This window comes from Streptomyces sp. NPDC048420 (assembly GCF_040651535.1).
Classification (GTDB): Bacteria; Actinomycetota; Actinomycetes; order Streptomycetales; family Streptomycetaceae; genus Streptomyces.
Genome location: NZ_JBEZKG010000015.1, coordinates 111516 through 123556 on the forward strand (window position 1 = coordinate 111516; position 12041 = coordinate 123556).

Here is a 12041-nt window from a genome sequence, read left to right on the forward strand (position 1 = left end):
TCGGGCGGTCCCCGAGGAGGCGTGTCCCGCGCGCGTGACGCTCTCGCCCCCATGCTCCGGAACCTGCCCCGCCTCTCCCCTTCATGATCCAGGCGGCATGGTGACCCAACGATCTCACGCCCGGGGCAGCACCGGCGGGACGCCCCCGCACCGGGCCCCCGCCGTCCTCAGCGGGTCACGACGTGCCGCTCGTCCGGGACGCAGTGGGTCATGGTGAGTCCCTCGACGTCGCGGGGCGGGTTCTTGCCGAGGTCGGACAGCCGGGTGCGGTCCTCGTCGGTGAGGTCCTGGGACGCCAGCGGTTCGAGGCCCGCGACGTCCTCGGGGCTGATGCCGAGGCCCTCGCCGACCCGGAGGCCCAGGTCGTTCTCGACCAGCAGGAAGTGCCACACCATCCGCTCCTGCACGGGCCGGTCGCACTGGGCGAGCAGGTCGGTGAAGTTCTTCACGAGGTCGTCGCGCTCCCACTCCTCCAGGAGCAGATAGCGCTGGCCCGCCTGCAGGTAGTCGTTGGTGCGGGGGATCCGCTTGCGGGTGAGCCGGCCACGGATCTCCGGGCCCTGTTCGTCGTGCGTCGGGTACTGGCCTTCGCGCAGTCCGCCGGTGATGGACGGTTCGTAGTTGACGTGCGGGTTCTCGCCACCGCCGTCCACGTGGTACGTCATCTGCCCGTCGCGCTGGTTGGTGCGGACCTCGGCGTTCTTGGCCTGGTTGACGGGGATCTGGAGGTAGTTCGGTCCGACCCGGTGGCGCTGGGTGTCGCTGTAGGAGAAGGTCCGGCCGACGAGCATCTTGTCGTCGGAGAAGTCGAGGCCGTCGACGAGGACGCCGGTGCCGAAGGAGATCTGCTCGTTCTCGGCGAAGAAGTTGTCCGGCATCCGGTCGAGCACCATCCGGCCCACCGGCTTGGGCGGGAACTCCTGCTCGGGCCAGGTCTTGGTGTCGTCGAGCGGGTCGAAGTCCAGCTCCGGGTGGTCGTGGTCCTCCATAATCTGGATGAGCAGCTCCCACTCCGGATGGTCACCGCGGGCGACCGCCTCGTACAGGTCCTTGGTGGCGTGCCCCAGGCCGTCGGCCTGCACGTTGGCGGCGTCCTCCTCGGTCATGCTGCGTACGCCCTGCTTGGGCATCCAGTGGTACTTGACGAGGACGGTGTTTCCCTCGGCGTTCACCCACTTGTAGGTGTTGACGCCGAAGCCCTGCATATGGCGGTAGTCGGCGGGGATGCCGCGCGGGCTGAACAGGTTGACCAGCATGTGCATCGACTCCGGTGTCTGCGACATGAAGTCGAAGATGCGGCGCGGCTGCTGCTCGAAGGTGACCGGGTCGGGCTTGAGGGCGTGGATGACGTCCGGGAACTTGATCGCGTCCCGGATGAAGAAGACGCCCAGGTTGTTGCCCACCAGGTCCCAGTTGCCGTCCTCGGTGTAGAACTTCACGGCGAAACCGCGGGGGTCGCGGGCGGCCTCGGAGGAGTCCCGGCCCCCGATGACCGTGGAGAAGCGGACGGCCAGGTCGGTGCGCTTGCCGCGCTCCTGGAACAGCTTGGCCCTGGTGTAGCGGCTGATCGGCTCGTCGCCCCAGGTGCCGTAGGCCTCGAAGAAGCCGTAGGCGGTCACGCCGCGTGCGTGGACGACACGTTCCGGGATGCGTTCCCGGTCGAAGTGGCTGATCTTCTCCAGGAACTGGTAGTTCTCCAGCGTGGCGGGGCCACGGGCGCCGACGCTGCGCTGGTTCTGGTTGTCGTGGACGGGGTGGCCCTGGCGGTTGGTGAGTACCCTGCGGTCGTCGCCCGGGGCGGCGCCGGTACCGGATACGTCCGTCATGATCGCGGGCTCCTTCGGCTGGTGGCCGGTGGCGGGCCCCGGATCGGCGAGCGGCCTCCGGCCGGTGGTGGTGGCTCACCCGAGTACCCGGACAGGTCGTGTCACGCACGTGCGGGACGCCTGAGCGCGCGACCGGCGCCGAATGTCCGGATGAGTCGCTCGCGGGCGCGTGGTGAGGGCCTGGCAGCCATCGGTCCCCGGGGGCGATGTCATACCCGAGTGGGAGTGTGGGAGCGGAACAACGCACCGCGATCGTCGCCGGTCCCAGGGAGGCCGCGTCATGACCAACGTCGACTCGCAGTTCCTGCGTGGTCTGTTCGACGAGGAGGGCAGTCTGCACACCGCGGGCCGGACCGCACTGTACCGGCTGTACGGCCCCGAAGGCCTTCTGTACGTCGGCATATCGATCTCCCCGCTCACGCGCGTGCGCACGCATCTGCGGGATCAGCCGTGGGGGCCGTACGTCATCGGGATCCAGATCGACTACCCGGACGACGCGGAGGCGGCCGAGCGGGTGGCCGTCCAGGCCGAGCGCCCCAGGTACAACGTGGTCTTCAACGGCCTGAACCCGCCACCGCCCCCCGACCGCGCGGCACGGCGCAGGGCCGAACTCGCCGCCGAACGGCGTCGGCTGGCGGAGTTCGAGGCGGCCGTGCCCGAGTCGACGGCACATCTCCGGCTCATCACACGCGGGATCAGGGCGAAGCAGGCGAGGATCGCGCGACTGGTCAGGGAGATCGAGGGCACCGGATCCGAACAGCCGAAGCAGTAGAACCAGCCATCCACGGTGACCCGTGTGACGGAAGTGCCCGAACTGCTGTACACACGCACGGCCTGGGCTAGCCTCGTCTTCCACTGGGGGGCGAACTGACGTGCGTAGAAAGTGACTTCGGGGGACTACTTGTCGGGACAGGGTCCGGCGTCGGGGGACGACGCCGCCACGGCGCTGCGGCAGACCGGTGCGTCACCCCTGCGGTTCGGTGATCCGCGGCGCGTCGGGCCGTACGTTCCGGTGGCGCTGCTCGGCAGCGGGGGCATGGGGCGGGTCTATCTGGCACGCCTCTCGGACGACCGTCCCGGTCTGGTCGCGGTGAAGGTGATCAGGCCCGAGTACGCGGAGGACCCCCGGTTCCGGCGCCGTTTCGAACGGGAGGCGTCGGTGCACGCCCGGCTCCGTACACCGCACGCACCACGACTGTGCGGTACGGGCTTCGAGGACGAACTCCTGTGGATGGCCACGGAGTACCTCCCCGGCTTCGATCTGGCCGAGGCCGTGAAGGAACACGGCGCTCTGGAGACGGCCGCCGTCTGGCGGCTGGTGGCGGAACTGGGGCAGGCTCTCGCGGCCCTCGCCGTCGAGGGGATCGTGCACCGGGACCTCAAGCCGTCCAACGTGCTGCTGTCGGTCCGGGGCGCTCACGTCATCGACTTCGGCATTTCCAAGGCCGCGGACGCCAGTGCGATCACCGGTACCGGCAACCGGGTGGGAACCCCGGCCTACATGTCGCCCGAGCATCTGCGGGAGGGGCGCTCCGACACCGCCTCGGACGTGTTCGCGCTGGCCGGGACACTGGTCTACGCGACAGCAGGGCGTGCCCCGTTCGGCGACGGTACCGGTGTCGATGTGATGCACCGGGTGGCGTTCGAGGAACCGAATCCGGAGGTGATCGGTGAGATCTCGGCGGCGGACGCGGAGCTGGGTTCGCTGCTGACCGCCTGTCTGGACAAGGAACCGACCCGGCGGCCGACCCCGCAGGACCTGATCGACGCGGCCGGGGCGCACGCAGTGCCGACCACCTGGCCGCAGCCGCTGGGTGGCGAGGTGCTGGCTCGCCAGCAGGCGTACGAGGCGCTGCACCACCTGCCGGTCGCGGGCATTTTCGGTCCCCGGTCCTCACGTGATTTACCCGCGGCCCTGTCCGCGCGGACGCCTGAGCCTGTTCCACCGGCCCCGAAGCCGTCGGACGAGCCCGCCCCGAAGCCGTCGACGGAGCCCGCATCGAAGCCGTCGGAGGCACCCGCCCCCACGCCGTCACAGCAGGCCGAAGTCTGTTCGGCAGAAGCGCCGTCAGGTCGGTCGGGGCCGATGGGTGCCTCCGCCCGGCGCCGCAGGAAGAAGCTGCTGGTCGCCGCAGCGGGCGTTTCGGTCTGCGCCCTCGCCGGGGCGGCCTTCCTGCTCGCCCCCCAGGACACCCCCGCCAAAGCCTCCCCACAACCGGGTGTCACCAGCGCCGTCGACAGGGCGTCCCAGGACGCCTCCCCGGTGTCCCCGAGCGCCAGCGGGGAGAGCCAGGCGGACCTCGACGGCGCCGTGGCCGACAACCCCGAGGGCAGTACCACACCGGCCGCACGGCCCAAGGCCTCGGACTCCGCCGGCAGCCAGGGCGTCGACGCGCCTGTTCCCGGAACCGCACCGAGCGCCTCCCCCTCCCCCACTCCGTCCGCCGACAGCCCGTCCGGCGCGGCCGACACCACTCCCTGGCTCTCCGAGTGCACGTACTACTCCGGCAACGGACGCACACGGCTCGGCGACAGCGGCAACCGCGTACAGCAGGTGCAGTGCATGCTGACCGAGCGCGGATACAGCGTGGGAAGTACCGGTGTGGACGGCGAGTTCGGGTCCGGCACGGAGACCGCGGTACAGGCCTTCCAGAGCGACCGAGGGCTGGACGCCGACGGGATCGTGGGCCACGACACCTGGGTCTCGCTGCGCAGCACCGACTGACTCCGACGGGAACCGGATTCAGTCCGGTCCTCGTCTCCTCCTTATCCTCCCTGCCCGGCAAGCGTATTCAGGATGTCCGCGACCGGGACGGGATCCAGCGGGCCGACGTGCGACGCCCCGGGGAAGTCGTGAACTCGGAACCTGTTGCCCGGCGTTGACGCGTCGGCTTCCGCGATCATCCTGTCCTGGAGGGCGGTGGCGATCGTACGGTCCCTGCCGAAACGCAGATAGGTACGGGGTACGCGTCCCCAGCGGTCGACCCGGCCGACCGCTCGGCCGGCATAGGCGGCGATGGGCTCGTCGGTCTGCATGCCGGACAGGATCCGGCGGAAGTCGGCGTCGGAGTAGTCCGCGCAGATCATCTCCTTCAAGAGGGCCAGCTGACGGCTGTCACCCGTCCGGAAGTTCAGCCGCAGCACCCCGAGCCGGCCCTGGTCGCCGACCATCAGTTCGACCGGGCTGACGGCGTCGGCGTTCTCGGGTGCCGCCGTGCAGGCGTCCGCTGTGGGCAGTGCACTGCTGGGGCAGAAAGCCGCCATGTAGCAGATGTGGTGCAGCAGATGCGGGACGGCGTCGGCGACACAGCTGACCGACACACCACCGAGGCTGTGCCCGACCAGCACCACCGGGCCGTTCCGTGCCGCCCGACGCACGGCGCCGGTGACGCGCGCCTCGTAGTCCTCCAGCCCGAGTCCCTTCAGCGGCGAAGGTTCGACCGCCATCGCTTCGAGGTCCTGCCGCTGGTACGACTCCGGCACGAAAGCCTCCGTGCCGTGCCCCGGCTGGTCCACCATCACGACACGGTGACCGCGTAACGTCAGCTCCCGTGCGATCGGCATCCAGAACGCTCCGGCGCTGTGGGTGCCGTGCACCAGCACAAAGGTGGTGAGACCGCGTCGCGGGTCCGCCGCGGCGGGTGAGGTGCCGAGTCCGGTGGCCAGTGCCATGCTCCCCAGGCCGAGGCCCAGTCCACGCAGTGCCGAGCGCCTGGTGGTACCCGAACGTTCTTCGTTCGTCGAGTTCGTCATGAGCACAACGCTATGGACGGCCGAGCCGACCCGGCAGCCGTCCAGAACCCCCACAGGGGTGGCCCCAGCAACACCTGCGCACCGCGCCTCAACCAGCCGTGGTTCTGTACCGGGGCGGAAGAGGTGGCTGTGCACCTCTCCCGCCCCGTGAGCGGCGACCCGTCTCACGACCTACTCATCGATCACCGCGCCGAAGTGGGCACCGTGGGCGGCTCCGCCCAGGGCGGCGGCGCCGTAGGAGCGGGAGCCGTCGGCGAGCAGGCCCGTGCCGCTCGCGGGCAGCAGCCAGACGGCGCCGTCACCGGCGTTCTCGTCGGGCGCGACGGCCACCAGCTCGGCCCGTCCGTCGCCGTCGGTGTCCACGAGCCGCACGTGCGCGCCCCAGGCGTCGCCCTCCTCGGCCACACCCGGGATGCCGGGGGTGTTCTGGTCGAAGTACTGGGCGCCGGTGCCGGTCAGGCCGTCCTGCGTGCCGCGCAGCAGCCACACCGCGCCCGCAGCGTCGGCCCTGCCCACGTCCTCGCCCGGTGCGCCGACGGCTACCTCGGCACGGCCGTCACCGTCGACGTCGGCTACGGAGAGGTCGTTGCCCCACGAGTCGTGCTGTTCCCCGGCACCGGGCACGCCCGGGGAGTTCTGCGACCACCACTGCGGGGCGGTTCCGGGGCCCTCGGTGCCGGCCGGGCCTTCGCCGCCGCCGTAGTAGACGCCGACCAGTCCGCCGGGCGCGTCGGCGTCACCGGTGGCCTCGTCCGCACCACTGCGCTGCCCGACCACGAGGTCATAGCCGTCGCCGTTGATGTCACCGGAGGCCGTGCCCAGGCCGCCGTGCAGGTCGCCCCGGTAGCCGAGGCCCTCGGTGCCGCCCGCGTAGTAGGCGGACCAGCCCATGACGTAGTCGTCGTCGGGGCTGTAGCCGGAGACGACGAGGTCGGCGAAGCCGTCGCCGTCGTAGTCCCCGGTGGTCAGGTAGGCGGCCTGGAGGCGGTGCCCGGTCGAGTCCGGGGTGCCGACCTGCCGCAGGACACCGGCGTGGTAGGTGAAGACGTGCAGGCCCTGCTTCTGGTCCAGGACGACGAGCTGATCGCCGTGGATGTCGCCGGTGAAGCGGGCGGCGGCCACTCCGAGGCCGAACCGGGCGCCCTCGACGGGCTGGGCGGCGGTGACGCTCGCGGTGCGCTCGGGGTCGAGGCCGTTCACCGATCCGTACAGGACGGTCACCCGCCCCGCGTCCTCGACGGTGCCCTCGTCCTCGCCGGGCGTGCCGATGACCGCGTCGTCGTAGCCGTCGCCGTGCAGGTCGCCGGTCGCGACCGCCTGTCCGAAGTGGTCACCCGGCTCGGAGGCTCCTTCCTCGCCGTGGACCGCTACGACCTGGGCTCCCCCAGCCCGCTCAGCACGGTGGGCACCCTCAACACCTACGTTCTCGCGCCGGGGCAATGACCGTCCTCCGGGGTCACTCCCGGCGGGCGGCCACGTCGCCGTTCACCGTGTCCAGCTTCAGGAAGTGGTTCCGGTCGGCGTTCCCTGTGGGCACGCCGACCGTGGCGCGGCCGTTGTCGGTGGCCGTGGTCACCCGGTAGGCGGGGCCGTCGTGGGGCACGGTGACCTCGACCGACCCGTTGACCGTGGTCGCGGTGACGCCCGACGGCACAGTGCCGCAGCCGAGGACCACGTCCCCGTTGACGGTCGCCGCGTGCACCCGGTTGGCGTGGACGGCCGTCGCCCGTACCGATCCGTTGCGGGTGGACAGCCGAACCGTGCCGTGATCCGGTCCCGAACGGGACACCGTCACATCCCCGTTGACGGTCGTGAGGTCCAACGCGGCGGCGACGCCTGCCGCATCCACCCCGGCGTTGCGTGCGGTGACCGTGACGCTCACTCCGTCGGGGACCTCCACGTACGGCATCCGGGGACAGTCCTCGCCCGCGGCGCACGACAGGTCGAGCGTGCGGACGTCCCCGCTCCCCGACCAGTGCTGGTGGAGACGGTCGTCGACGGTGACGTGGTCGTCGTCGGCCGGACGCAGTCGCAGGCCGTTGTCGGTGGTGATCAACAGGTGATCCCCGGATTCCGCAGTACGAAGTGTTCCTGCCGCCTGCGGGCCGTCCTGGGCCCCGCTGCACGCCCCGGCGAGGGGCAGCAGCGCCAGGACGGCCAGCAGGCGCGTCAGATGCTGGGTCGGCATCGCCTTCATGCACCGTCGGCTGCCCCGGCTCGCCGCAGCCATGACGGCGGTGACCGACTTCGTGTCCTAGGGCCCTGTCGTCAAATTCCCGTCGTCCGCCCGGAGGGCGGGCCGCGCGGCGTCTGGTGCGTGCGATCGCAAGGCGCCGGAGCGCCTTCGTGGCGGAGCCACGTAGGCGGTTCGGCAACGCGGCGAGCGTGCGTGCCAGACGCCGCGCGGCAGGCGGGAATTTGACGACAGGGCCTAGGAGACCGGGACCGTCTCGGACTTCTTCGTCGCGCCCTCGGCGGCCGCGAGTGCCTTGTTGCGCCGCACCGAGGACCAGAAGGACCAGCCGATCAGGACCACACCGACCAGGCCGGTGATGATCTCGTTGATCTGGTACTGGATGGTGACCATGAGGATCACGGCCAGGGCGCCGATCGCGTAGTGGGCGCCGTGCTCCAGGTAGACGTAGTCGTCCAGGGTGCCCTGGCGGACCAGGTACACGGTGAGCGACCGGACGTACATGGCGCCGATGCCCAGGCCGAGCGCCATCAGCACGATGTCGTTGGTGATGGCGAACGCGCCGATCACCCCGTCGAAGGAGAAGGAGGCGTCGAGGACCTCCAGGTAGAGAAACATGAAGAACGCGGCCTGGCCGGTCAGTTGGACCGCCGAGCCCCGCTTGCCGGAGCGTGCGGCCTCTTCCTCGCGTTCCTCCTCTTCTTCGAGCCTGTTCTCGAAGAAGCCGGAGAGTCCGCCGACGACCAGATAGGTGATCAGACCCGCTACTCCGGAGATCAGGACGGTCTCGGCCTTGTCGACATGGGTGCCGCCGTGCTGGTGGGCGTGGGTCGCGAAGGTGAACGCGGTGATCAGCAGCACGACCAGGGCTATGCAGACCGACAGCATGTCGACCTTGCCGAGCTTGGCCAACGGCCGCTCCAGCCAGGCCAGCCACTTGATGTCCCGGTCCTCGAAGATGAAGTCCAGGAAGATCATCAGCAGGAACATGCCACCGAACGCAGCGATCGACGGATGCGCGTCGGTCACCAGCTCCTGGTAACGGTCCTTGTCGGTCACGGCCAGGTGGACCGCGTCGTACGGGTTGAGCTTCGCCGTGATCGCGACGATGACGACCGGGAAGACCAACCGCATGCCGAAGACCGCGATCAGGACGCCGACGGTGAGGAAGATCTTCTGCCAGAAGGCGTTCATCTTCTTCAGGACTCCGGCGTTGACCACGGCGTTGTCGAACGACAGGGAGATCTCCAGCACGGCCAGGATCGCCACGATGCCGAACGCGGCCCAGCCGTCGTACAGCACTCCTACGGCCAGGCCGAGCGCGGTGACCGCGAACGCCCAGCGGAAGGTCTTCAGAATCACTGGCACCAAGTCCTGTTGTCGGGCTGTCGCTTGAGGGGTGGGACGGGCGCAGTGGGCCCGTGTCGTCACGGGCGTTGTCTATCACGGTCGCCCGTCGCCCAGGTGACGCAGGGGTCGCCCCCTGCACGCTGTCGATGTCGGGTCACGTCCCGCTGGGTGTGCGCACGGCGAGGAGGGCGACGTCGTCGTCGTTGCTGACATGTCTGACTCGGCGCAGCACCTGGTCGGTGAGGGAGGCGAGCGGGCGGTGGGCGAGGGCGGCGGCGTGTCGGCGCAGCCGGTGCAGGCCCTCGTCGAGGGTGTGCCCGGGTGCCTCGATCAGTCCGTCGGTGTACAGCAGCAGGGTGGATCCGGGCGGCAGCGAGGCGGTCGCGACGGTGCGGGGTGTGCGGACCCCGGTGCCCAGGAGGATGCCGTGCCCGTCGGTGAGGTACTCGGCCAGGCCGTCGTGGCTGATCAGGAGGGGCGGCGGATGCCCGGCATTGGTCCAGGACAGTTCCCAGTGGCCGTCGTCCGTCTCCTCGACCCGGGCGAGGATCATGGTGGCCATGGTGACGTCGGTGATGTGCATGACCGCCTCGTCGAGCCGGTCGACGATCCGGCTCGGCGGTTCCTGGTGGGACCAGGCGTAGGCGCGGAGCATGTTGCGCAGCTGGGCCATGCCGGCCGCGGCCTCCAGGTCGTGGCCGACGACGTCTCCGACCGCCAGTGCGGTGGCGCCGTCGGACAGGGAGAAGGCGTCGTACCAGTCGCCGCCGACCTGTGAGGCGTCGGGGGCGGGCAGATAGCGGGCCGTCATCTGGAGTCCGGGCACGCGCGGCATCTGGGGCAGCAGGTGGTTCTGCATGGTCTCGGCCACCTTGCGCTGCCGCTGGTACAGGCGCGCGTTGTCCAGGGCCAGCCCGGCTCGGCGGGCGATGTCCTCGATGAGCGGGAGATCGGCCGTGGTGAAGTCCGTCGGATCCTTGGCGCGGCCCAGGGTCAGGGCTCCCAGGACCGCGCGGGTGCTGCGGATGGGCGCGATCGCGGCGGAGCGGATGCCGGTGGCGTCGAACAGGCGGCGCTGTTCGACCGCGATACCGGAGTCCGGCTCCCCCTGGTAGGTCTGCGGGCCCGCCAGGGTGGAGGCGACTCCGCGCAGGGCTCTGGACAGGGGCATCGGCGAATCCTCCGGGACCGGCGGCATCGGCCCCTGGAGGTCCTCATGGCGCACCAGAGCGTTCCCCTCCGCGTGGACCACGGCGGTACGCCACACCTCGTCCCGCTCGGTGATCAGGTCCACGACGGCCCAGTCGGCCAGCCGGGGCACCACCAGGTCCACCAGCCGGCGCAGCGACTCCTCGGCATCGAGCGTGGACGTCAGCCGGGTGGTGGTCTCGGCCAGCAGCGCGAGCCGGTCGAGCTCCGGCATGGCCGCGGCCACGGTCTCCGTACCTGATCGACGGCCCGATTCCGGCGGCCGCTGAGCGTGGACGAGGACCAGCGTGCCCGCTTCCTGGCCTCCGACGTCGTACGGGGTGATCAGCCACGAGATGGGCAGCAGGGAGCCGTCCCCGCACTCGAACCAGTCTCCGTCGGCCTGGGTGGTGCGCCCGGCGTGGAACGCCTGCCGCATGCTGCATCGGCTCCTCGGCAGGGGATGGCCGTGGGCGTCCCGGTGCAGTACGTCGTGCGCGTCGCGGCCGAGGAGGGACTCGGCGGGTCGGAGCAGCAGTTGTTCGGCGTGGGCGTTGACGGCGATGATGTGGCCCTCCTCGTCCACGACGTACGCCGCCGTCCCGATGGCTTCCAGCGCCTTGGTGAGCGCTGCCGCGGGCACTGGCGGGGATGGTTTCCCGAGGTCTGCCGTGTCCTCCGGCCCTGCCATGTCGTCCACTCCTCGCTGCTCGGCCGCCCTCCGCTGTGGGCCGACGGCATGTTCGGTCGGTGGTGCTGCCCTTATCGGGTTCCCCGGCGCCACTCAATCCAGCCTCGCGCTCGAAGACGCCGACGGCACGCCCAGCCGCGCGCGGCCGGTGCCGTGCGAGGTGGTGGCAGCCATGGCCTGAAGGTGGCCATGGCGAAAGGTGACCGTGGCGAAAGGGAGCCGGCGCGACTTCCGACGCGCCCCCTGGCGCTTCCGTGCGCCGGGCGCACATGGCCGAATACCCCCTGCCCGCAAGGGACTTGGCCGGGCGTTGGGTATCCGTGAAGGTGCGGGTGCAGGCAGGCGGCATGGGGAGGGCTGGGGCTGTGGCACGCCAATCGCGGACGTCCGGCCCCATCCCGTCGCCGTGGTCGCGGAGGCGGCGCCTGGTGCGCCGCCTGCGGGCCGAGGGACTCTACGGGCCCCGGTTCCGCGATGTGCTGCCCGCTTTCCTCGGCGTGGTGGTGTTCGTGTGTGCTGTGGTCGCCGCGCTCACGGCGGGGTACCACGCCGTAGGGATCGTCGCCCCTGTCGCCGGGAGCGTGTTCCTGGCTCTGCTCCTTCTGGCCGGCATCCGGCGCGGGCGTCCCGGTGCCCGCCGTCGTCTCGGCTACTACACCGCCGACGAACTGCTCGAACTCGACACGCAGGAGCTCGCGTTGGCGGTGGCGCGGATGCTGCGCCGGGACGGGTGGCGGGTGCGGCTCCTGCCCGCGCCGGACCGGCCGCGCCTGTGTGCCCGGGACGCGGCCGGCCATCGGCTCGACGTGGCCTTCCGGCCGGTGGCGGAACCCCTGCCCGACGAGGACCTGCCGCATCCCCACCCGCACCGCGGGAGGCAGGAGTCACCGCTGCGCCTCGTCGTGCATCGCGGTGTCTTCACCGCCCGTGACATCCGGTGGGCGCGAAGGGAGCAGACGATCCGCCTGCTCGACGGCTCCGCCCTCCGGCGCTGGGCGGCGGGCACGCGGCTCAACGACCTGCTGTCGTAAGGGTGATG

At 70.8% G+C, this 12041-nt stretch carries 9 protein-coding genes; 3 read left to right on the forward strand and 6 right to left on the reverse strand.

Going from position 1 to position 12041, the window contains the following annotated elements:
- Positions 1–167 precede the first annotated feature (167 nt).
- Positions 168–1826 carry a catalase gene (locus AB0D34_RS28180; RefSeq protein WP_362666103.1) on the reverse strand — a complete coding sequence of 553 codons (1659 nt, stop codon included), beginning with the start codon at positions 1824–1826 and terminating at the stop codon, positions 168–170.
- A 280-nt stretch (positions 1827–2106) separates the two neighbouring features.
- Between AB0D34_RS28180 and AB0D34_RS28185 the strand changes: the two genes are divergently transcribed.
- Both AB0D34_RS28185 and AB0D34_RS28190 read left to right on the forward strand, forming a co-directional pair.
- Complete coding sequence (locus AB0D34_RS28185) at positions 2107–2598, forward strand: GIY-YIG nuclease family protein (RefSeq protein ID WP_362666105.1); 492 nt, start codon at positions 2107–2109, stop codon at positions 2596–2598.
- Between the two features lie 129 nt (positions 2599–2727).
- On the forward strand, positions 2728–4551 hold the full coding sequence (locus AB0D34_RS28190; RefSeq protein ID WP_362666108.1) for a protein kinase: 1824 nt from the start codon (positions 2728–2730) through the stop codon (positions 4549–4551).
- Positions 4552–4592: 41 nt separating this feature from the next.
- Here the strand turns inward: AB0D34_RS28190 and AB0D34_RS28195 are convergent, their stop codons facing one another.
- The 5 genes from AB0D34_RS28195 to AB0D34_RS28215 form a co-directional block, all read right to left on the reverse strand.
- A complete protein-coding gene (locus AB0D34_RS28195) occupies positions 4593–5498 on the reverse strand; it encodes an alpha/beta hydrolase (protein ID WP_362666381.1) in 906 nt (301 codons plus the stop codon).
- A 252-nt stretch (positions 5499–5750) separates the two neighbouring features.
- The gene (locus tag AB0D34_RS28200) at positions 5751–7019 is read right to left on the reverse strand and encodes an FG-GAP repeat protein (protein ID WP_362666110.1); all 1269 of its coding nucleotides are present in this window, start codon (positions 7017–7019) and stop codon (positions 5751–5753) included.
- Between the two features lie 16 nt (positions 7020–7035).
- A complete protein-coding gene (locus AB0D34_RS28205; protein ID WP_362666112.1) occupies positions 7036–7767 on the reverse strand; it encodes a DUF4097 family beta strand repeat-containing protein in 732 nt (243 codons plus the stop codon).
- 243 nt (positions 7768–8010) lie between these two features.
- Complete coding sequence (locus AB0D34_RS28210; RefSeq protein WP_362666113.1) at positions 8011–9135, reverse strand: DUF475 domain-containing protein; 1125 nt, start codon at positions 9133–9135, stop codon at positions 8011–8013.
- 142 nt (positions 9136–9277) lie between these two features.
- Positions 9278–11002, reverse strand: coding sequence for a SpoIIE family protein phosphatase (locus tag AB0D34_RS28215; RefSeq protein ID WP_362666115.1), 1725 nt, complete (start codon positions 11000–11002; stop codon positions 9278–9280).
- Positions 11003–11430: 428 nt separating this feature from the next.
- On the opposite strand from AB0D34_RS28215, the gene AB0D34_RS28220 reads away from it, so the two are divergent.
- A complete protein-coding gene (locus tag AB0D34_RS28220) occupies positions 11431–12033 on the forward strand; it encodes a hypothetical protein (RefSeq protein ID WP_362666118.1) in 603 nt (200 codons plus the stop codon).
- Positions 12034–12041: the final 8 nt, after the last annotated feature.

What these genes read in the sequence shown, in the direction of transcription:
- AB0D34_RS28180 (WP_362666103.1), bottom strand. Translation starts at nt 1,826, where the DNA reads ATGACGGACGTATCCGGTACCGGCGCCGCCCCGGGCGACGACCGCAGG.
- AB0D34_RS28185 (WP_362666105.1), top strand. Translation starts at nt 2,107, where the DNA reads ATGACCAACGTCGACTCGCAGTTCCTGCGTGGTCTGTTCGACGAGGAG.
- AB0D34_RS28195 (WP_362666381.1), bottom strand. Translation starts at nt 5,498, where the DNA reads ATGGCACTGGCCACCGGACTCGGCACCTCACCCGCCGCGGCGGACCCG.
- AB0D34_RS28205 (WP_362666112.1), bottom strand. Translation starts at nt 7,767, where the DNA reads ATGCCGACCCAGCATCTGACGCGCCTGCTGGCCGTCCTGGCGCTGCTG.
- AB0D34_RS28215 (WP_362666115.1), bottom strand. Translation starts at nt 11,002, where the DNA reads ATGGCAGGGCCGGAGGACACGGCAGACCTCGGGAAACCATCCCCGCCA.